Genomic DNA, 20,001 nt, shown 5'->3' with positions numbered 1-20,001 from the left:
AGAACGTACAGAAATGAGTACAGGATGACAAGGCGATACCTACGAATGGTCGTTACGCAGACGATGCATCTGCGTTTGTACTGAGTATCGTTGAAGATCCTTCTGGACGTTTCCGTGATCGATGTAATCCGCATCCGATTTAAAAGCCATCCCTTGGCCGGGTATTCGCAAATGCCGTGATCTCGGAGCGATTCATCAGTTTGATTTTTGAACCTGCGAACCCTTCGAACAGGCGCTGATGCGCGGCAAATCCGCTGGAGCCATCGCGGGTACGGTAACTGCTGGCCCAGCCGAGCAAGGCGATCAGCAACTCGTCCTGCTCGCTCCGATTCACCTCGCGCTGGCGAATATTGGCGACGCATTCTTCATCTTCAACGGACAACCAGATCAACGCCGTGGTCCTGTGGATAAGTTCGCTGACGATCCAGCCGTAAATGCCCTCGATCACCCAGCGCTCTTCATCTGCCGCGATCCGCGCCATGCCCAATGCTTCGGCGCGTGGACGGGCGATGCTGTGTTCGTCGGACAACCAGTAAAGAGTATCCAGATCAACCCAAGGCACTTGCAGTTGCCCGGCCAACCGCTCGGCCAGCCAGCTCTTGCCCGAGCCGGAGTTGCCGATAATCAGTGTCCGAGCGAGATTCATATCCAGTGGCCTGCATTAACGCACGGTACGAGCAAGCCCGCTCCCACAGGTTTTTGGGGGGGCGCCATACCGGCCATACCTTCAGTCCTCACCCTCAGGCGCCACCATCCGCGTCTTCGGCGAACCATCCGAGTTGTGTTGAAAAATATCCTGTGGCTGCCCTTTTTCATTAAAGAACACCTGCCCGATCCCCGCCGAATTCCACAACCGTTCACCCGCCTCAGCATGCTCCGGAACATGGGGAACGATGCGCATCCGCCGGCGCTTGGTCAGCCAGTTCAGCGGCGAGCGCGGCGAGTAGAGCCAGCGATTGAGCCGGTCGAACCATTCAAGCAGCGTCGGTGGAAATTCGTTCTTGATGCCGCTGCTGGTGATCTGCCAAATCCTCGGGCCGGCCTTGCGGTGTCGGATCAACACTTCGTAGACGAAGGAATAATGCACATCGCCTGACAGCACCACGTAGTTACCCGGTGTACGCGAGTGTCGGAAAATGTTCAGGATCACCTGCGCCGCGCCGCGATGGGCCATCCAGTTTTCGGCGTCCACCAGCAACGGGTAACCGAACCAACTGAATACCCGTTGCACGGTTTCGATCAGCTTCACGCCGAACACCGGTGCCGGCGAAACGATTATCGCCGAAGGGTGATCGAGCAATTCCTGTTGCAGCTCGCTCAGGGCTTCCCAATCCAGAAGACCCGAGGGCTGCTTGAGCGTTATCTCACTGCGCCAGCGCCGGGTGCGGGTGTCGAGCACCACCATCGCCGGGGTGGTCGGCAGTACGTAATGCCAGTGCTGAAACTTCAGCAACTCATCGATCAAGGCGTCCTGTACGGGGCTGTCGAGATAGCCATCGTCCCCGGTCACGCTAAAACCGTCAGTCTTCCCAAGCAACGCGCCAAATGCATCCGGATTGTTGCCCCAGCCCTGACACAACATATAAGCGATCAGCGCGTTGCCGATGATGCGCTTGGAGAACGGATGGCCGTAGGCCGTTTCCTCCCATTGCGCGGAAAGATTCCAGTCATCGGTAATATCGTGGTCGTCGAAAATCATCAGGCACGGCAAATGCGCGAAGGCGCGGGCAACACCGCCCAGGCCCGCCTTGAAACCATCGATGCGCGTCTGTTCCAGCGCATAACGCTCGCGTCGTTCGGGAATCAGTTTCGGCGGTTTGGGTGCGATCAACGTCCAGGGTGTCGGCGACCACACCAGCAGGTACATCGCCATGACTTCAGCGAACGTCACCAGATGATTATCGGCGCTGCTGCTGGTGAAAATCGGCTTACGCGCACCGCCGAAAAATCGCTCGCGCAGGGTTTCATTGCTCTGCAGCGCCGGTAACAAATCCGCACGATGGTAGTAGCTGGCAGCATGCTCATAGAGCCTGGCGCTGTCGCTGACCACGGCGCCTTCGAGGTGTTCGCCGAACAGTCCCAACCGCGCGATCAAGGCATGAATGGCCCGCAACATCGGCCCGGCGACATCGTCGGCGTACACCTGATCGCCGCTCATCATCAACAGTGCCGGGCGCTCCGTTGCTTCATGTTCCGAGGCCAACAAGCGATCAACACAGAGCAAGCCGTCGGCGGCAGGGTGGTGAGGTTTGCGGCAGGAGCCATGCAGCAGATGATCGATCCGCGAGCGCAAAACGAAATTCGGAGATCGCGCCTCACCGTACAGCAGATGCGGCGCCCATTCGGCGATGCCCGTCATCGCGTCATCAATCAGCAGGTCGTACTCGATCAGCGTGTCGCAGGGCAGGGCGGTGTCCAGCGGCACATCGATCAAATGAATGAAGGCGTGAGTACCGACCGGGATGATCGTGCATTGCCCGGCATCGAGGCGAATGTCGCCAACACCTTGCAGACGCAGCGTCAGCGACAACGCCCGGGTTCCCACGAGCCACAACACCAGCCGTGTAGGTTCCAGCCGCCGCAGCAGTGGTCCGACCAGAACCGGTGGCAGTGAGGTGCAATCGTCGGGTAATGGCAGAGATACGGACATCCGGGTTCAAGACTCTTGGCGCACAGGTCGCCGATAGTAACGCAGGTGGCTGCGGATGCCTGCGGTGCAATGTTTGGCTTGGGTGGTGGAAGAAGTGATCAATCGCTGAATTCGCAAGCAGGCTACAGTGAAAGTGCCATGCCGTTTACGGCGTGCACAGGTATAGATTCGAGTAGCGTCAACATGGGCATCACTGGCAGCAAAAAAGACTTCACCTCGTTGCCATACAAAAACATCGTGGCGTACTCGGTGGAAACTTCCGGGACGTTTGACCTGGACTCCGAGTTGGAGATTTATTTTTCGTCGTTGGGGAAGGTGAAGTTTGAATTCACCGGCAGGACGTCGATGGTGGAGATCTCGAAGCTGATCTCTCAGCATTTGCTTTGAGCTGAGTGATTAAAAGCCCCGAGAGACTCGTAATACTGTTCGCTTAAGAGAATCTCGAGACGATCGAAAACTTGTGGCGAGGGAGCTTGCTCCCGTTGAGCCGCGAAGCGGCTCCGAAAAAGGGACTGCTGCGCAGTCCAGCGGGAGCAAGCTCCCTCGCCACAAATTGGGTGGTCTCACCCTCCAGTGGTCGACTTTAAAAACCTCTGGACTGTGTAAACCTACGCCTCCCAACCCGCCCCACTGACCGCCGCCTGCGCCAACGGATGCAAGTCCGCCCCTTGATGCTCCGTCTGCCAGGCCAGCAACTCCTTGCGCATGCTGGGCGCCCAATACATCTGCAGATGATTGCGCACACCGAGCACGGCTTGTTGCTGGTCCGGTTCGTTGGCGAAGTACAGGGCGATTTGGTTGGCCATTTTGATCAGGTTGGCGGTGCTCATCGGCGTACCTCCGCTTTAGCGCCACGGGCCTGACGGCGATCCTTGAGCAGACGGTGCTGTTCGTCGCTGAATTCCTGATAGCGTTTTTGCCACTCGGAAGGGTGGTAGACGCGGCTGACTTCCACTGCGGTGACCTTGTACTCCGGACAGTTGGTGGCCCAGTCCGAGTTGTCGGTGGTGATGACGTTGGCCCCCGATTCAGGGAAGTGGAAGGTGGTGTACACCACGCCCGGGGCGACCCGTTCGGTGACCCGCGCGCGCAACACGGTCTGCCCGGCGCGGCTGCCGATGCCGACCCAGTCACCTTCGTTGATGCCACGGCTCTCGGCGTCGGTCGGGTGGATTTCCAGACGGTCTTCGTCGTGCCAGGCGACGTTCTCAGTTCGCCGGGTCTGGGCGCCGACGTTGTACTGGCTGAGGATGCGCCCGGTGGTCAGCAGAAGCGGATAGCGATTGTTGACCTTCTCCTCGGTGGGCACATAACCGGTGAGCATGAAACGCCCCTTGCCGCGCACGAATTGCTCGACGTGCATGGTTGGCGTGCCGTCAGGTGCCGCGGCGTTGCACGGCCATTGCAGGCTGCCGTGGCTGTCCAGTGCGGCGTAGCTGACGTTGGTGAAGGTCGGCGTCAGGCTGGCGATTTCATCCATGATTTCCGATGGGTGTTTGTAGTTCATCGGGTAACCGAGTGCGTTTGCCAGGGCCACGGTGCCTTCCCAATCGGCCTTACCGCCGAGGGGATCCATGACTTTGCGTACCCGCGAGATACGGCGCTCGGCGTTGGTGAAGGTGCCGTCTTTTTCCAGGAACGAAGCGCCCGGCAGGAATACGTGGGCGAACTTGGCGGTTTCGTTGAGGAAAATGTCCTGTACCACCACGCATTCCATGGCCGACAGCGCCGCAGTGACGTGCTGGGTATTCGGATCGCTCTGGGCGATGTCTTCGCCTTGGCAATACAAACCCTTGAAAGTGCCGCCCAGCGCTGCCTCGAACATGTTGGGAATGCGCAGGCCCGGGTCAGGCTGCAGGGTGACATTCCACGCCTGTTCGAACTGCGCCCGCACCATCTCGTTGGATATGTGCCGGTAACCGGGCAGCTCGTGGGGAAAGGAACCCATGTCGCAGGAGCCCTGAACGTTGTTCTGCCCCCGCAGCGGGTTCACGCCCACGCCTTCGCGGCCGATGTTGCCGGTGACCATGGCCAGGTTGGCGATGCCCATGACCGCGGTGCTGCCCTGGCTGTGCTCTGTGACGCCCAGGCCGTAATAAATCGCCGCGTTGCCGCCGGTGGCATACAGACGGGCGGCGGCGCGGATGTCGGCAGCGGGCACACCGCAGATGGGGCCAAGGACTTCCGGCGAGTTTTCCGCACGGCTGACGAACTCGCTCCAGCGGGCGAAATCGCTGCCCTCGCAACGGGCGTCGATGAAGGACTGGTTGAGCAAACCTTCGGTGACGATGACGTGGGCCAACGCGTTGAGCATGGCGACGTTGGTGCCCGGACGCAGGGCCAGGTGCAGTTCGGCGCGGGCATGCACCGAGTCCACCAGATCAATGCGTCGTGGATCGATGACTATCAGCCGCGCGCCTTCACGCAGTCGGCGTTTGAGTTGCGAGGCGAACACCGGGTGGGCGTCGCTGGGGTTGGCGCCCATCACCAGGATCACGTCGGCCTGCATCACCGAATCGAAACTCTGGGTGCCAGCGGACTCGCCCAGGGTTTGTTTCAAGCCATAGCCGGTCGGCGAGTGACAAACCCGCGCACAGGTGTCGACGTTGTTATTGCCAAACGCGGCGCGCACCAGTTTCTGCACCAGATAGGTTTCTTCGTTGGTGCAGCGGCTGGAGGTGATGCCACCGATGGAATCGCGGCCGTATTTTTGCTGCAACCGACGGAATTCGCTGGCGGCATAGGTCACCGCTTCATCCCAGCTGACTTCCTGCCAAGGGTCGTTGATGTTTTTGCGGATCATCGGTTTGGTGATGCGATCCGGGTGAGTGGCGTAGCCCCAGGCAAAGCGCCCTTTGACGCAAGAGTGGCCGTGGTTGGCGTGGCCGTTCTTGTCCGGAACCATGCGCACCAGCTGGTCGCCTTTCATCTCGGCGCGGAACGAGCAGCCCACTCCGCAATAGGCACAGGTGGTGATCACGCTACGTTCGGGCTGGCCGAGTTCGACCACGCTTTTTTCCATCAGCGTCGCGGTGGGACAGGCTTGCACACAGGCGCCGCAGGACACGCATTCCGAGTCGAGGAAGTTCTCGCCACCGGCGGCCGCGACCCGGGATTCGAAACCGCGCCCGGTAATGGTCAGGGCAAAGGTGCCCTGAGTTTCTTCGCAAGCGCGCACGCAGCGGTTGCAGACGATGCACTTGCTCGGGTCGTATTCGAAATAGGGGTTGGACGTGTCCTTCACGTCGGCCAGATGGTTGTCGCCTTCATAACCGTAACGTACTTCCCGCAGGCCGACCTGGCCGGCGACGGTTTGCAGCTCGCAGTTGCCGTTGGCCGAGCAGGTCAGGCAGTCCAGCGGGTGATCGGAGATGTACAGCTCCATGACGTTGCGACGCAGGGTCGCGAGCTTCGGCGTCTGTGTATGCACGCTCATGCCTTCGCTGACCGGCGTGGTGCAGGACGCGGGGTAGCCGCGCATGCCGTCGATCTCCACCAGGCACATGCGGCAGGAGCCGAAGGCTTCCAGGCTGTCGGTGGCACAGAGTTTGGGAATGGTGGTGCCCAGCAGCGCGGCGGCGCGCATCACCGAGGTGCCTTCGGGCACGCTGATGCTGCGGCCGTCGATTTTCAGGGTGATTTGTACCTGGCTGTCGCGGGCCGGTGTTCCAAGATCGATATCGGTTTTCGGGTCGAAGAGAGTGATCATTGGTCGGCCTCCGAGGCTTGCAGACCGAAGTCAGCGGGGAAGTACTTGAGGGCGCTGGCGACCGGAAAGGAGACCATGCCGCCCAACGCGCACAGCGAACCGTATTGCAGGGTGTCGCACAGGTCCTTGAGGATGATGACCTGCTCATCGCGACCGCTCTGGTCAGGCGCGGCCAGCAGACGGTCGATCACCTCCACGCCCCGGGTCGAGCCGATGCGGCACGGCGTGCATTTGCCACAGGATTCCTCGGCGCAGAACTGCATCGCGAAGCGCGCCATGTGGGCCATGTCCAGGCTGTCGTCAGCCACCACCACACCACCGTGACCGAGCATGGCGCCGATGGCGGCGAACGCTTCGTAATCCAGCGGCGTGTCGAATTGCGAAGGTGGCACCCAGGCGCCGAGCGGGCCGCCAACCTGCGCGGCCTTCAGTGGCCGGCCACTGGCGGTGCCACCGCCGTAGTCTTCCACCAGTTCCCGCAGGGTCAGGCCAAAGGCCCTTTCCACCAAACCGCCGTGACGAATATTGCCCGCCAGTTGGAAGGGCATGGTGCCCAGCGAGCGGCCCATGCCGTAATCGCGATAAAACTGCGCACCCTTGGCCAGAATCAGCGGCACCGAGGCCAGAGTCAGCACGTTGTGCACCAGCGTCGGCAGGCCGAACAGCCCCTGCAACGCGGGGATCGGCGGCTTGGCGCGGACGATCCCGCGCTTGCCTTCCAGAGAGTCGAGCAGAGCGGTTTCCTCACCGCAGATGTACGCGCCAGCACCGACGCGCACTTCCATGTCGAAGGCCTGACCGCTGCCGCCGACATTGGTGCCGAGGTAGCCTGCTTCACGGGCGATGTTCAGCGCTGCCCGCAGGGTGGCCACGGCGTCTGGGTATTCCGAGCGAACATAGATGTAGCCGAAGGTGGCGCCGACGGTAATGCCGGCAATGGCCATGCCTTCGATCAGCAGGAAGGGGTCGCCTTCCATCAACATGCGATCGGCAAAGGTGCCGGAATCGCCTTCGTCGGCATTGCACACAATGTATTTCTGAGCCGCTTGGGTGGCGCGCACCGTGCGCCATTTGATCCCGGCCGGGAAAGCCGCGCCGCCACGGCCACGCAGACCCGAATCGAATACCTCAGTCGCAGTCTGTTCGCCACCGATGGTGACGGCTCTTTTCAAACCCTCGAAACCGCCATGATCCAGGTAATCGTCGAGGTACAGCGGCCGGGTGATGCCGGCGCGGGCAAACAGCAGGCGTTGTTGCGTTTTCAAATAGGGCAACTCTTCCACCAGGCCCAAAGCCAGTGGATGAGCAGACGGCTCGCCTTCTAAGGCATCGAGCACTGACGGCACATCGGCTGCAGTCAGCGGGCCGAAGCCGATTCGGCCTTGCGGGCTGTCCACTTCCAGCAGCGGTTCCAGCCAGTACAGGCCACGCGAGCTGGTGCGTTGCAACTCCAGGGGCACAAAGCGTCCCCGGGCATGGGTGATAAGGGCCACCGCAATCTCTTCGGCACCCACGGCACGGGCCACCGAATCAGAGGACAAATAGAAAGCCGGCATCATGCATCCTCCCGGCAAGCGTCGAGCAATGCATCCAGACGCTCGGCACTGAGCCGCGCATGCACCCGGCCATCCAGCTCCAGAGCCGGCGAGCAAGCGCAGGCGCCGAGGCAATAAACGGGGCGCAAACTGATGCTGCCGTCGGCGCTGCTGCCGTGATCGTCCAGTTGCAGCCGTTCGCGCAATTGCGCGGCCAACTGCTCGGCGCCGCGACTCTTGCACGACTCGGCCCGGCACAAACGAAGAATGTGTCGAGCCGGCGGCGCGGTACGGAAGTCATGGTAAAAACTGATCACCCCGCGAATCTCGGCCTGACTCTGATTGAGGGCGTGGGCAATCTCGGGGATGGCAGCATCGGGGATGTAACCGATGCCCGCCTGAATCTCATGAAGGATGGGCAACAGTGCACCCGGAGAGCCTTTGTGGCGCTCCAGCAGACTGTTGACCATAGGCAGATGCAACATCTCATCAGGCATACAGCAATCCTCACGGTCACGGACAAACCAGATGGTTGTCGGTTGTCCGAAAGTGTCGGCTGCGGCACTCACACCACGTCACGGAATCGTGGCAATTTCAGGCCGTTGGCCAGGGCACCCTGAATGGGCATCTTGTTGTGCCCGGCGCGGTCTTCGCCGCACCTCTACTGGGCATAAAGGGCAGCTTGCCACGCTGCTATTGATCGAACTGCACCAAAGCGACGTGTTCGGTTCTGCCTACGACTATCCATTAAGTCTAGATGAGTGGGGCACGGGGTGTTTATTCACTGGCTGCAATGCCCTGCGGACTTGTCGATGGGTGATGTATATCAGGCGCTGCAGGTAAGAAACAGCATCAGATCGGTGGGCAATTTTAGGGAGCAGAGCTGTTCGATTGCGCGGATTTGGTCTGTTGTGAGCTGGTAGTCATAGACGCAGTCATCGTCCTTCACCCAGCCCATGATTGGTTTGAGGTCCGCGACGGAAACCGGGATTTCCATTTCATAGGAAGCGAAATCCTCGCCTTCGGGAACTCCCATAATCACGTGTTTCATGGCTCTGCCTTCCTTTACGTGCCGCTAAGTTTTTTCGAATTCCAGTTTCGCGGTCGAACTCTTGGCATCTGCCCCGAGCTGAGCTGAACCCCGACAATTCGAAGCCGTCCCAAATCCCTGTCAACACGTGAAACCTGTGGGAGCGGGCTTGCCCGCGAAAGCGCCAGACCAGCCAACACAGAACCCCAAACCGAACCCCAACCCCCTGTAGGAGCGAGCTCGCTCGCGAAAAACGCAAGCCAATCACCATTACCGCTGAATGGCCGCCATCTTCGCGAGCAAGCTCGCTCCTACAAGTGCCCTACATATTTCAAACGCCAGACAAAGTCCGGCCCTTTTGCGCGCTACCCCTCAGCCATCCCCTCCGCCCGCTTATTCGCCAACTCATTATCCCGATCCCGCGTCAGCACTTTCGCCACATCATCCACCACCGCCTTACTCATCGCCGTCAAATAATGCGCGGCCCAAGCGTGGTAATCCGTGTCCTTGGCATCCGCCGCATCCTTGGTCAGCGCCTTGGCGAGAAACAGAAAATCAGAAGCCATGGCCAACGCATCGCCGACGGGCACGTTGCGAGTGACATGGAACAGCGCTTGATCGCCGCAGTAGATGGCGGGGGTGAGGCCGATGGTTGTGAGTTCGGGTTGTTCGGTCATTTGCCACCTCCGATGAGGGAGAGGTGGTGGGAGAGGGCGGATGGTGGGGCGTTACGCAACAGGGAGTCGCGTTGAAGGAAAAGCCAAATTTTGTACGGATTGATGCTGCGCATTATCAAACTCCTTGATATGAGGAGCTGCCACGTTCGTTTCCACACGAATGGGTGACAGCTGTGCGCAGGGTGGAAAACCGGGAATCAAGGAAACCGGCACGCCCGAAGACGTCCCACGCACAGCCGCCATAACTCACGCCGCAGGCATAAAAAAAGCGCCGGCAGACGTGATGGTGGCGCTGTTGCGCCTTGAATTACACGGGTTTCCACACCCGGTCGCTGAATTGGCAGCGACGGTGGGAGGGTATCGTGTGGACCTCATTCCTGCAACCTTCGGGCTAGTCGCATCTGCGTCCTGGAAACGCATTGAAACAGGTCAATACCATCTGTCTGCGGGTTACACATTTGCGCTTCGGGTGGTTGATGAATTACCTCATAATCCCGCGCTTCCAACGTCGAAAGCGCCGCTTCTCGACTAGTCTGTAGCCGCTACCGCCAGACTTTTAATCGCCAAGGAGAAAGGCAATGCCAGATAGCCGGAACCAGCGTCAGTCGAATGCAGTCGCCAACTGTGTCCTCGAACGTTTGCCGGCCGCATCTGACTTGCCTGCGACCCTATGAGCCAAGCCGCCTTAGTCAATCCAAGCCTGCTCACTTGGTCTCGTGAGCGCGCAGGTCTCTCCACTGAGCAGGTTGCTAAAAAGCTGCCAGTGAAACCTGATCGAGTACAGGAATGGGAGGCTGGCGAGACCAAACCAACATTCCTTCAGGCTCAAAAGTGGGCGAGTCTCGCTCACATTCCTTTTGGCTTCCTGTTTCTTCAGCAGCCGCCCGTCGAACAACTGCCTTTACCTGATCTGCGGACAGTCGGTGGGATTGCGCCTCAACGTCCTAGTCTGGAACTGTTGGACACCGTCAGGGATTCCATACGTAAGCAGGATTGGTACCTGGAGTATCTGCACAACCAAGAGCATCAGCCGTTGGCATTTGTCGGTCGCTTCAACAGCCGATCTCAAGTCGCCGAGGTAGTGGACGACATCCGCCGGATCCTCGGCGTGAAGCCTGACATTGCTCGATTGGATTACGACAAATACAGCCGTGCCTTGATCGAGGCCGCAGAAGCGGCTGGCATTTTGGTTATGCGCAGTGGCATTGCGCTAGGGAACACTCACCGCAAACTTGAAGTGAGCGAATTTCGGGGTTTTGCCATCAGTAATGCCTACGCCCCCGTTGTATTCATCAACAGTTCCGACGCCCCCACCGCCCGGCTGTTCACTTTGCTCCACGAACTGGCCCATATCTGGATTGGTAGCAGCGGAGTGTCTGACGGGAACACCGCGAATGGTCGAGACGAGGAACGATTCTGCAATGCAGTTGCAGGCGAGTTTCTGGCTCCCGAAGCCCAATTCCGCGCCCTGTGGAACGCCGATGTTAACTGGGAAGACAACCTGGCTCCGCTGGCCACTCGGTTTCACATCAGTAAATTGGCGATCGGTCGCCGTGCATTGGATCTTGGATATCTAAGCCAGGCGCAATACAGCGCTTACTATCGAATGATCCTCAGGGCCTTTCAGGATAAAGAAGGTGGAGCGGGTGACTACTACCGCAACGCCACCGCGAAAAACAGCCCTCGCCTGAGCAAGGCGGTGCTGACTGAAGCAATGAGTGGCCGGATGCTGCTGCGCGATGCGGGACATTTGCTCGGCGTACAACCTGCCAAATTAAGGACTCTCGCCAGCAGGATCACGGAATGAATCATTTGATCGACCCTAACACGCTGATCGAGGCAAAAAATCGTTACTACGGGATGGCTATTCGTCCTGGGTTTTGGCAATGGTTGTTGCTGAAAAATAAAGCGTTGGCTTTATCCAGCGTCACCCTAGTAATGGAAGAGCTAACTTAAGGGAATGACGAACTGGCGGGTTGAGCGAAGGAGAACGCTGGTTTCTTCCACATCACCAACGATGACGTTACCCAAGAAGCATTCGCGCAAGTGGCAGGGCTAGTGGCAGATCAGGCACCGAGTATGAAGATAGGTGCCATGGAATAGTTTTTAGCGGGAGCAGCCCCTTGGCTGATTGCAAAGGCTATGACGACAGGCGTGACTTTGGTAATTCATGAAGTGCTGAATCGTGAGGCTAAACGTAAGTTCATCATCCCCAATATTTGCGAAAATAAACCCGTCCTGTCGGCGCTGATTGAAAACTGACCCACCCTGCCGATTGAAATTTGACCCAGGGCGGATTGCTGATTTTTGCATCAGCAATTGTGGATAAGCTTAGCAGTCGTGTCCCAGTGGACGAGGCATCAAGCCCCACCGCATGCAGGCATGCGGCAGGGTATCTTGGTGCAGATCAAAACGGCTCATCGTCCTCGGCACCATCATCGTCCTTGCGCTTTCGTTCACGTGATTTGATCTTCGTCTGGGCGACCAAGCTGCTGTGTTGCAGGCGGTAGGACTCGTTGCCCGTTTCGACGATGTGGCAGTGGTGTGTCAGCCGATCTAGCAACGCCGTGGTCATCTTGGCGTCGCCAAACACGCTCGACCATTCCGAGAAGCTGAGGTTGGTCGTGATGACCACGCTGGTGTGCTCGTACAGCTTGGACAGCAAGTGAAATAACAGGGCACCACCGCTCTGGCTGAAGGGCAAATACCCCAGTTCATCGAGTATCACCAGGTCTGTGCGAAGCAGCCCTTGAGCGATTCGGCCTGCCTTGCCGTCGTACTTTTCGCGCTCCAGTAAATTGACCAGATCCACCGTGGAGTAGAAGCGCACGCGTTTGTGATGCGTCGTGATCCCGGACACGGCCAAGGCGGTGGCGAGGTGTGTTTTGCCTGTTCCAGGCCCGCCGATGAACACGACATTTTGCGCGGTATCGGTGAACTCCAGGTTGGACAGATCCCTGACCAGGCGGGCGTCAGCGCTGGAAGCGCTGAAGTCGAAGCCGGCCAAATCACGATGCATGGGGAGTTTGGCCATGTGCATCTGATGATTCACAGACCGTACGGCACGATCTGCATGTTCTTGTTGAAGCAGATGTTCGAGCAGCCATTTCGACGAGGTCGTTGAGGCCTCTCCTTGGGAAGCCAGTTCTTCCCAGGCGCTGGCCATGCCATGCAGACGCAGTTCTTTGAGTTCCGCCATAAGATCACGCATTGCGAGTCTCCTCATCGGTGGTACGGAGCCGGTCGTAGCGTGCCGTATTGGCGACAGGCGCTATCTTGAGTTGAAGGCTGGTTTCGGCGGACGGAGGGGCTGCTGTCGATGTCAGTCGAGCCAGGACATTCAGGATGTGGTCAGCGCTCAAGCTGCCTGATTCAAGTACCAACTCCACAGCCACCAACACGGCATCGAGCCCGGCGATGGGAACAGCCGCCAGTACCTGCGTCATGATTCGATCACCGTTGGTGTGACGCCTCAGACCGCGTTTTAGCAGTTGCAACGGCTTCGGCAGATCAGCAAACGGAGCGCCATTGCGCAGCGCTCCGGGCTTGCGTTCGATGAGCGGGATGTAGTGCTGCCAGTCGAAGCTGACCTGGTCTCGATCAAAGAGGCGCTTGTGACTGGCAATCGTCGTTTCATCGGCGATGACTACAATCCGCGAAGGATACAGACGGCTGCTGACCCACTGGCCGACCCGCTCACACGGCACCGAGTAGCGATTTCGCGCCACGCTGATCAGGCAGGTGCTGGAGACCCGCACGGTGCGCTCGACGTAACCATCAAAGGCGGTCGGCATCGGCATCAATTCAGCGCGTTCCAGCTCCAGGACGTCCGCCACTGTCAGCCCGTTGTACTGCGGGTGCACCAGCTCGTCCCAGAGCGCACGGCAGCGTTGGCCGAGCCAAGCATTCAGTTCCTCGAAGGTGTGGAACATGCAGTTTTGAGCATCGAGCCAGATGCGCCGTCGGCTGTCTTGGACGTTCTTTTCAACGATACCTTTTTCCCAGCCGGAGGCCACGTTGCAGAAGTCCGGGTCGAACAGGTAGTGCGCGCACATCACGGCAAACCGGGCATTGACCGTGCGGCCCTTGCCCTTGTTGACCTTGTCGACAGCGGTCTTCATGTTGTCGTAGATGCCGCGACGCGGCACCCCACCTAACGCGCCAAACGAGCGGGTATGGGCATCGAACAACATCTCGTGGCCTTGGCTGGGATACGCAACCAACCAAAATGCGCGACTGGCGCACAGCTTCATGTGGGAGACCTGGATGCGTCGGAACAGGCCGCCAATCAGCAGACCTTCTTCGCTCCAGTCGAATTGAAAAGCCTCACCGAGTGCGAACGTCAACGGTACAAAGGCACGTAAGGATTTGCCTTGCTCACCGCGCCACGAGCGAATGAAGGCGGTGAGCTGGCTGTAGCCGCCGTCGTAACCCTCGGCCTTGATCAGCTCAAGGAGCGCTTTGGCGCTCCTGCGGTTGTGCTTTGCCCGAAACGAATCGGCCTTGAGCGCCTGCTCCAGCGTCTGGTGAAATGGACTGAGTTTGTTGAAGGCTGCGCACCGCTGGTACGCCGGCTGAGTTGCTTCGGGCGCTCTGACCCATTTTCGGATGGTGTTTCTCGACAGCCCGGTACGCTTGGCTATCTGATGCAGCGACAGCTTGTCGCGAAAGTACATCCGCCGAATTTTCCCCAACATTTCCATGCTGATCACCCTGTGTTCTCCTGCTCGGAAAGCGAGCAGAAGCAGTTGAACACCTGGGTCAGTTTTCAGTCGGCAGAACAGCCTTTACTGGGTCAGTTTTCGGTCAGCGGCAACAGACGCAGCAACTCGGGCCGGTCTGCGGAGGCGCCGCTGGCATTCTCCAGATACACGCTAGCGATGACCTTTTTATGGTCGCTGGCGAACTGCTCAAGTGAGGTCTGGGCGCGGCTGGCGTCTTGTTCTTCGGTGGATGCTCGGAGGTATGCGCGGATGAACATGATGGGTGCCTGTATCAGTTAGGGTGTCCTACTAATACTGTTGCACTATGGGTGTTACTTATCAAGCGGAAAGCGCAAATAAATTCGCATTTGCGCGTATCAGCTCAGGCATACCTATAACTGCCGTAGCCGCATGATGGCGCCTGTGATGTCTTGAGCATTCCGGTCCAGCGTTTCCATGGCCGCAATTGCGTTAGCGGCAACGCTCCCCACTCCATTCTCAGAAAGCCACTTGGTCACCTCCTCAATGGCCGCACATATGGCGTGCTGGTTGTGCAGGAGCAGTGTGAGTGCGTCTGCTGTGGCTATGTTGGCTTCAGAGTTATCTGACATGGGTATCGTCCTTGAGTAACTGGTGCGGGAAGACTAGCTGAACTCGCCGCTGGCTCGAGCCACTTCTCCAGATCCGCTGACGCCTGGGCAATTACACTGACTTGACCACCCATTTGCATTCGACCTAACCAGCCATCTGCGCCGGATTTGACCCGCCCCCTTAGCAAACATGACCGGCAGTGAACGACCCAAAGCTGCCCTCTGAGAAGGGCAGCTCACGGCCAAGAGCAGATGTTCTGCCGCCGAACTGGCAAGTACTAAATGAGCACGCAGTGCCGTTATGGCGTCTTCCCGGCTGCTTTTGTCAGAAAAGATGCCAGGCCTGAAAATGACCTTCTTCGTTGGCCACAATGAGCTCTGTGCTAGTGACGCTGGAGGTTGTCCATTGATTTTGCGTCCTCACTCAATGCAGACTCGGGCCACGAGGACTATGCCACCAGGCCGGCCGTCAGAAACAGCTGGCAGAGCTTGGTTGGGAGAATGGCACCACCATCAAAGCCGCCATTGTTCATTCCTAGACCGGCATTCACAAATGCAAGCAGAAGAGACTCATCCATTTTGACTGCGTCTTCGATTTTTTGCCCTGGAAAATTGGCCTATTTTGTCGATGTCGAAAGACGGAATTCGCTCAAGAGCAAATAAGATGCGGCTAGCCGATCACTTGGATTTGGTAGATGTCGTGCCGTTGATCAAAAGTCAACGCCAACTTTTTCGGCAGCAAAAATGGGTAGCGGATCAAGCGTCACCTGCAGCGATTTGTTAGCCCTCGCTGCTCCGTACAGAAAAATCAAATATACGACTAAAGCTCTTCGCGAATGATGATGTCAATTCGTCTATCTAGGGCTCTACCCTCACCAGTAAAGTTATCAGCTACCGGGCGGCGCTCTCCGTATCCCCTGGCGGATATAGCGGATGGATCAAAGCCCTTGGCAATAAGTTTCTTTGCAGTAGCATCTGCCCGACGCTGAGAAAGCGCTAAGTTCATTTCTGACGAACCCGTACTGTCTGCGTGGCCTTCAATAGTGATTGATATACCTGGAATATTTCCAAGCGTAGCGCTCACTTTGTTGGTAACTTCGGTAACGCGGTTGTCCACAACAACATTTGTATCAACCAGAATCGAAATCCAAATCTCATTGTCAAGCTCATCTATAGTAGCGAGCCCTCCAATAGCTTTAAAAAGAGCTTCTACCGGATCCTCTGTGTGTTCTACAAGGTTGCTGCTATCAAGCATTTCTAGTTCGGATAGTTCAATGTCCGGCTTATCGTAGATCAAACTTTTCCATCGCCGGACGAACGATCTCATTTTCTCCTCTCGACATGGAAAAAGCCGAACTCCAAGATCAGTGCCCCAACGCGGCCCACACTGATACACCGCCGCATACATAATTTTTGCCCTCTGGGCACTTACGTCAGAGCACCTCATGGCCTCGTAAAACATTTTGTGGACTGCCCTCCACTTTTGGGTCTTCCTTTCACACTCAACATCGTGAGTGACAGAGGCTTTTCGATACAGCCCCACAAACGGACTTCCAATAAACGACCACAAAGCTTGAGGAACCGAAGCGCCATCGACTACAGACCCTTTCGGAGCAAGCCAGTCTTTCAAATGTGCGTCCGTGTAAACGTAGTCTTCTAATAACTTCATGTTTCGCCCATCTTCCAGCCATTCTGCACGTATCGCCCCATTGCAGTTTCCGAACTCTGCACCTATAGCATTTCCAGCGGCGAGAAGAATTATAAGAGTTAAAGGCCAGGCAAACTCGATACATCTCAGATAACTATGCATCCAATTACTCCCTGTGTTTCGAAAGGGGGCTAACGATTAAGCTAATGGGCAGGCAAAAGTGCAGCTCTTGGCTGTCCAGCGAACGAAGTGACCAATAGCTTAGCGCATTGTTAGGCATTACTCCGACTCTGTTCCAAGACTGGCCATTTCGGCTCATGTCTTGAGTCAATTGCTGCTCTTTTTTGCTTGCATCGGTGCTACTAAGTCCTTCGTGTTTCAGTGCGCTTAGTAGTGATTTTAGTTCATAGTACTTTTCAAAGCACCACTTTACCTTTGTTTCAAAATTGAGATTAATTGATGTTGTCAGTATTGCTGCAGGTAAAGCGCTCAGCACAGCCAGAATGTCTTTCCAAAACCATTCAAGAGCAACTGATAGGCTGGCGCATAAGCTACAGAGAATAGTTGTTACTATAGTTGCGCACTGAGCTATATAGTTGCGCTGGCCACGCTGTTGAACTGCGGCGATCTCAATCTCTATATCAGCCCCTATGTCAGTCATGTTTGATCTCCCTATGCGCCTAGGTATAAGTAAACGAAATAAGTGGCGTAATTATTTCTGCCGTTTGTGTCTGATAACGCTCCTTGCCAATTCATAACTCCCTCTTTTGCTTTAGTGCCGTGCCAGAAGCACGACATGAGGCGGGTAGGAAAGGCAACATGGCTATTGGCTATTGGCTATTGGCTATTGGCTATTGGCTATTGGCTATTGGCTACATCAGGGAGTGTAGCAACGTGTCCACGGTCTGCTTCTGGCCGATTGCTGCCTGTCACGAAGGGCTGCAATCAACCCAGGCTGTGTGAAAACGTTTTAGAGCAAGTTTGGCAGTCAGAATCGGATTGAAAGTCGCGTTCCTACGCAAATTTCAGGCCTGCCGACTAACCAAACGCTGGCAGATTTTACGTAGCAACGCAGACTTCAAAACAGTGCATGCGTTTTCACACGGCCTGGGTCGAATGCTTCATCGCAAGTTGTTGCGGCATCTGCAGGATGTCGGCCTCTGTGACTGGTAATTCCATGACATAGGTGCCGGTTGTTTCACCTGCTATGAGCTTGTGATATTTCATGAGCTATTCCTGTGCAGCATAAAAAATGCCCGGCCAGCAGTAGCTGACCAGGCGCTTCAATAGTTGAGTAGGTGAGGGGGCTAGGCGGCGAGTTGCATCGCTGCGTTCAGTGCGCGTTGTTTGAGGGCTGCGCCGTTACCGAACCATGCTGAGTCCATGCGGTTTTCATTGCTCCGTGCACGGCGCTCGTGATCGACATACTCCGTTACTGCGTTGAGCAAGCCCCACGCAGTTCCTTGGGCCGACTCCAACGTGGCACCGCGACCTTGGCCTTCGTACAGGCTTTGCACATTACGAAGTGCTCGCTCATTCGGCAGGACTTCCGGCAACGGGCTGTGCGGGTTGACATCGCAAAGCACATTCATAAAGAAGCCCATGGCTTCATGCCATTGCACCTTGCGTTCAGCCAGTGCGCGCATGCGGTACATAAACTCATCCCACTGAGAGACGGCGATGCCGAGTTGCTTTTTCACCGCCAGTGGATCAAAGCGAGTGTTGTGCGGCACCTTGATCGCGCGGGTAGCGCCGTTCAGGGAGATGGTCAGGGTATTGTTGCAGACCACGCGAACTGTGGTCGGGGTGGCGGTGGTGGCCAAGGTTCCGTCGCAGGAGGTTGCCAGTAGAAGATATCCATTCACCTGATCATTGCCCTTCAGCGCAGTTGTCTGCCCTGTCCTGGCCAGAGCCCAGAACTTGCGGCCACCTTTGAGTATCCCGGCTGTTTCCAACTCGTAGCCAGAGACCTCAGTCAGATCTCGGTAGAACTCCAGTACCTCGCGAGGCTGCACAACCTGGTAGCGGTTGGAAACCACCGACAAGGGGGTCTTGGTATCGGAGCGATACAGCACCTTCTGTTCCGGAAAGGAGTGGATCGTGCCTAGGTTGCCGACAGTGTCGGCCTTAAAGTGAACAGGACTTTCCTGAATCTGCCAGTTCATGCCGGCTTCGCGCTGCCAAACTTCCAGCGGTTGTTTTTGCGTCAGGCGGTTACCTAAACCATGCCAAGGGGTAGCGCCAACGTATGCCATTTGTTCGACAAGATGAGCCATGGGAGTGTCCTTTGGGGCGGCGCCGGCATAAATGCCGCGCTTGCGCAGCACTGGCCGAAGAGTGTTGTAAGAGGATTAGGTTAGTAGGTTGAAGCGATGATTGCAGACGAGGCAGAGGTTGTTGGCGAATACATGGCGATCGAGTTTTTCTCCGAGCTGAGCACCGAGGGCGCAGCCACCCACGCCCCCAGCGAGTCCGCCGAGAATGGCTCCTGAGACTGAGCCGAAGGTGATACCGATTGGGCCGCCAATAGCAGCGCCGACAGAGGCGCCGGCCTGGCCGCCAGCAAACGCGGCGCTTACTCCGCGTGCGACACCGCCGACTGCGCCAACGGCGGCAGTGATCTTCAAGGCTGGGATGCGATTTGGGGGGAGTGACAGCGAGGGCACTGCAATGACATGGTTTTGAGCTCCATCGGTGGATGTCATTGCAGTGATGTATGACTGAAAATTTTTTAATCGACAGCTCTCACAACTGCTATTTCCGCTACTAATAGCGGAAATAGCAGTGGATGCCTTCCTGACTTGCGCAAGGTGAGTTGGGCGGACGCTTACGAATGCACCTGTCGCGAAGGGCTGCAAACGACCGATTCTGTTGAAAAAGTCGGTTCGCCCAAACGGCCCGAATATTGATCGGTGAAAACGCCTTTTTTACACGCTGCTACGTGAAATCTGAGCTCGGGAAGCCTCTGCCAAAAGTAAAGATTTCAATCTCAGGCGCGTACTTTTCTGCCGAGGAAACCATGGCCGACTTTTTCAACAGAATCGACCCGTAGCTGTCTGTCAGGCTGAATCCTCTGACATGCATTCGCGACTAGACGTTGCTCAAGCCGAGGGCTCGTGGGGATACCGAGAACATGAGTGAAAGAAAGAGGCGTGGAGTCGAATATTGTAAGGTTTGGCACGTGGCTGATGAAGTTGGCGAGCCAGCAGTCTTTTCTTTACTGAGTCTTTGTTCGTGGCGCAAACGTTTCAGGTTCTCGGAAATGCGCTTGCGAGCTGAGGCGCGAGGGAGTGGTACGAGCGACTTTTTCATGCGGCGAGGTTCGCCTGGAGGTGCATATACATCTACAGCGCATCAATCTACTGCTTTTAAATTTTAATGCCTGTAAAAAAGCTCGCTATTGTTAAGGTGACGCCTGCTGACGCCCGTCATGATCAGTTGCAGAAAGGTTTTTAATCG

15 protein-coding genes and 4 pseudogenes are annotated in these 20,001 nt (G+C 57.0%); 3 read left to right on the top strand and 16 right to left on the bottom strand.

Annotated elements, in window-relative coordinates; all coding sequences use genetic code 11:
• Positions 1-139: 139 nt before the first annotated feature.
• Together ACYZTL_RS10715 and ACYZTL_RS10710 are read right to left on the bottom strand one after the other, a co-directional pair.
• Positions 140-646 carry a P-loop NTPase family protein gene (locus ACYZTL_RS10715; protein ID WP_461951761.1) on the bottom strand — a complete coding sequence of 169 codons (507 nt, stop codon included), beginning with the start codon at positions 644-646 and terminating at the stop codon, positions 140-142.
• An 81-nt stretch (positions 647-727) separates the two neighbouring features.
• Complete coding sequence (locus ACYZTL_RS10710) at positions 728-2,650, bottom strand: alkaline phosphatase D family protein (RefSeq protein ID WP_461951760.1); 1,923 nt, start codon at positions 2,648-2,650, stop codon at positions 728-730.
• A 186-nt stretch (positions 2,651-2,836) separates the two neighbouring features.
• Between ACYZTL_RS10710 and ACYZTL_RS10705 the strand changes: the two are divergent.
• Positions 2,837-3,037: pseudogene (locus ACYZTL_RS10705) on the top strand (PH domain-containing protein); the annotation flags it as partial.
• A 221-nt stretch (positions 3,038-3,258) separates the two neighbouring features.
• On the opposite strand, the gene ACYZTL_RS10700 reads toward ACYZTL_RS10705, so the two are convergent.
• The 6 genes from ACYZTL_RS10700 to ACYZTL_RS10675 all read right to left on the bottom strand — a co-directional run bounded on the left by ACYZTL_RS10700 (position 3,259) and on the right by ACYZTL_RS10675 (position 9,601).
• Entirely contained in the window at positions 3,259-3,480 is a 222-nt protein-coding gene (locus ACYZTL_RS10700; RefSeq protein WP_461951759.1) for a formate dehydrogenase subunit delta, read from the bottom strand.
• Positions 3,477-6,359 carry a formate dehydrogenase subunit alpha gene (gene fdhF / locus ACYZTL_RS10695; protein WP_461951758.1) on the bottom strand — a complete coding sequence of 961 codons (2,883 nt, stop codon included), beginning with the start codon at positions 6,357-6,359 and terminating at the stop codon, positions 3,477-3,479. The genes ACYZTL_RS10700 and fdhF overlap by 4 nt, the downstream gene beginning before the upstream one ends.
• Complete coding sequence (locus ACYZTL_RS10690) at positions 6,356-7,918, bottom strand: formate dehydrogenase beta subunit (RefSeq protein WP_461951757.1); 1,563 nt, start codon at positions 7,916-7,918, stop codon at positions 6,356-6,358. The genes fdhF and ACYZTL_RS10690 overlap by 4 nt, the downstream gene beginning before the upstream one ends.
• Positions 7,915-8,391, bottom strand: a complete 477-nt coding sequence (locus tag ACYZTL_RS10685) for a formate dehydrogenase subunit gamma (RefSeq protein WP_461951756.1) — start codon at positions 8,389-8,391, stop codon at positions 7,915-7,917. The genes ACYZTL_RS10690 and ACYZTL_RS10685 overlap by 4 nt, the downstream gene beginning before the upstream one ends.
• 329 nt (positions 8,392-8,720) lie before the next feature.
• Positions 8,721-8,945 carry a DUF7683 domain-containing protein gene (locus ACYZTL_RS10680; protein ID WP_461951755.1) on the bottom strand — a complete coding sequence of 75 codons (225 nt, stop codon included), beginning with the start codon at positions 8,943-8,945 and terminating at the stop codon, positions 8,721-8,723.
• A 344-nt stretch (positions 8,946-9,289) separates the two neighbouring features.
• On the bottom strand, positions 9,290-9,601 hold the full coding sequence (locus ACYZTL_RS10675) for a DUF3077 domain-containing protein (protein ID WP_461951754.1): 312 nt from the start codon (positions 9,599-9,601) through the stop codon (positions 9,290-9,292).
• 670 nt (positions 9,602-10,271) lie between these two features.
• Here ACYZTL_RS10675 and ACYZTL_RS10670 point away from each other — a divergent pair.
• Entirely contained in the window at positions 10,272-11,408 is a 1,137-nt protein-coding gene (locus ACYZTL_RS10670; RefSeq protein ID WP_461951753.1) for an ImmA/IrrE family metallo-endopeptidase, read from the top strand.
• A pseudogene (locus tag ACYZTL_RS10665) lies at positions 11,405-11,863 on the top strand (DUF4411 family protein). Before ACYZTL_RS10670 ends, ACYZTL_RS10665 begins: the two are co-directional and overlap by 4 nt.
• A gap of 145 nt (positions 11,864-12,008) precedes the next feature.
• Here ACYZTL_RS10665 and istB read toward each other — a convergent pair.
• The 8 genes and pseudogenes from istB to ACYZTL_RS10625 form a co-directional block, all read right to left on the bottom strand.
• Complete coding sequence (istB, locus tag ACYZTL_RS10660; protein WP_461950426.1) at positions 12,009-12,812, bottom strand: IS21-like element helper ATPase IstB; 804 nt, start codon at positions 12,810-12,812, stop codon at positions 12,009-12,011.
• Positions 12,805-14,304 carry an IS21 family transposase gene (gene istA / locus ACYZTL_RS10655; protein WP_461950425.1) on the bottom strand — a complete coding sequence of 500 codons (1,500 nt, stop codon included), beginning with the start codon at positions 14,302-14,304 and terminating at the stop codon, positions 12,805-12,807. Before istA ends, istB begins: the two co-directional genes overlap by 8 nt.
• A gap of 110 nt (positions 14,305-14,414) precedes the next feature.
• Positions 14,415-14,582 (bottom strand): annotated as a pseudogene (locus ACYZTL_RS10650) (recombinase family protein); the annotation flags it as partial.
• A gap of 114 nt (positions 14,583-14,696) precedes the next feature.
• Positions 14,697-14,915, bottom strand: coding sequence for a hypothetical protein (locus ACYZTL_RS10645; protein ID WP_461951752.1), 219 nt, complete (start codon positions 14,913-14,915; stop codon positions 14,697-14,699).
• A 799-nt stretch (positions 14,916-15,714) separates the two neighbouring features.
• On the bottom strand, positions 15,715-16,704 hold the full coding sequence (locus ACYZTL_RS10640) for a DUF1353 domain-containing protein (RefSeq protein ID WP_461951751.1): 990 nt from the start codon (positions 16,702-16,704) through the stop codon (positions 15,715-15,717).
• 4 nt (positions 16,705-16,708) lie between these two features.
• Complete coding sequence (locus ACYZTL_RS10635) at positions 16,709-17,203, bottom strand: hypothetical protein (RefSeq protein ID WP_461951750.1); 495 nt, start codon at positions 17,201-17,203, stop codon at positions 16,709-16,711.
• A 461-nt stretch (positions 17,204-17,664) separates the two neighbouring features.
• A pseudogene (locus ACYZTL_RS10630) lies at positions 17,665-17,769 on the bottom strand (DNA repair protein RadC); the annotation flags it as partial.
• Between the two features lie 80 nt (positions 17,770-17,849).
• Positions 17,850-18,818 (bottom strand): DUF932 domain-containing protein, encoded by a 969-nt coding sequence (locus ACYZTL_RS10625; protein ID WP_461951749.1) that lies wholly within the window; start codon positions 18,816-18,818, stop codon positions 17,850-17,852.
• Positions 18,819-20,001: the final 1,183 nt, after the last annotated feature.

The organism is Pseudomonas sp. LB3P81, from assembly GCF_054897965.1.
The sequence above is the reverse complement of the archived record's forward strand: the minus strand, read 5'-3'. Positions and strand labels throughout refer to the sequence as shown.

What these genes read in the sequence shown, in the direction of transcription:
- ACYZTL_RS10710 (WP_461951760.1), bottom strand. Translation starts at nt 2,650, where the DNA reads ATGTCCGTATCTCTGCCATTACCCGACGATTGCACCTCACTGCCACCG.
- istA (WP_461950425.1), bottom strand. Translation starts at nt 14,304, where the DNA reads ATGGAAATGTTGGGGAAAATTCGGCGGATGTACTTTCGCGACAAGCTG.
- ACYZTL_RS10645 (WP_461951752.1), bottom strand. Translation starts at nt 14,915, where the DNA reads ATGTCAGATAACTCTGAAGCCAACATAGCCACAGCAGACGCACTCACA.
- ACYZTL_RS10640 (WP_461951751.1), bottom strand. Translation starts at nt 16,704, where the DNA reads ATGCATAGTTATCTGAGATGTATCGAGTTTGCCTGGCCTTTAACTCTT.
- ACYZTL_RS10680 (WP_461951755.1), bottom strand. Translation starts at nt 8,945, where the DNA reads ATGAAACACGTGATTATGGGAGTTCCCGAAGGCGAGGATTTCGCTTCC.
- fdhF (WP_461951758.1), bottom strand. Translation starts at nt 6,359, where the DNA reads ATGATCACTCTCTTCGACCCGAAAACCGATATCGATCTTGGAACACCG.
- ACYZTL_RS10670 (WP_461951753.1), top strand. Translation starts at nt 10,272, where the DNA reads ATGAGCCAAGCCGCCTTAGTCAATCCAAGCCTGCTCACTTGGTCTCGT.
- istB (WP_461950426.1), bottom strand. Translation starts at nt 12,812, where the DNA reads ATGCGTGATCTTATGGCGGAACTCAAAGAACTGCGTCTGCATGGCATG.
- ACYZTL_RS10635 (WP_461951750.1), bottom strand. Translation starts at nt 17,203, where the DNA reads ATGACTGACATAGGGGCTGATATAGAGATTGAGATCGCCGCAGTTCAA.
- ACYZTL_RS10690 (WP_461951757.1), bottom strand. Translation starts at nt 7,918, where the DNA reads ATGATGCCGGCTTTCTATTTGTCCTCTGATTCGGTGGCCCGTGCCGTG.
- ACYZTL_RS10715 (WP_461951761.1), bottom strand. Translation starts at nt 646, where the DNA reads ATGAATCTCGCTCGGACACTGATTATCGGCAACTCCGGCTCGGGCAAG.
- ACYZTL_RS10675 (WP_461951754.1), bottom strand. Translation starts at nt 9,601, where the DNA reads ATGACCGAACAACCCGAACTCACAACCATCGGCCTCACCCCCGCCATC.
- ACYZTL_RS10685 (WP_461951756.1), bottom strand. Translation starts at nt 8,391, where the DNA reads ATGCCTGATGAGATGTTGCATCTGCCTATGGTCAACAGTCTGCTGGAG.
- ACYZTL_RS10700 (WP_461951759.1), bottom strand. Translation starts at nt 3,480, where the DNA reads ATGAGCACCGCCAACCTGATCAAAATGGCCAACCAAATCGCCCTGTAC.
- ACYZTL_RS10625 (WP_461951749.1), bottom strand. Translation starts at nt 18,818, where the DNA reads ATGGCTCATCTTGTCGAACAAATGGCATACGTTGGCGCTACCCCTTGG.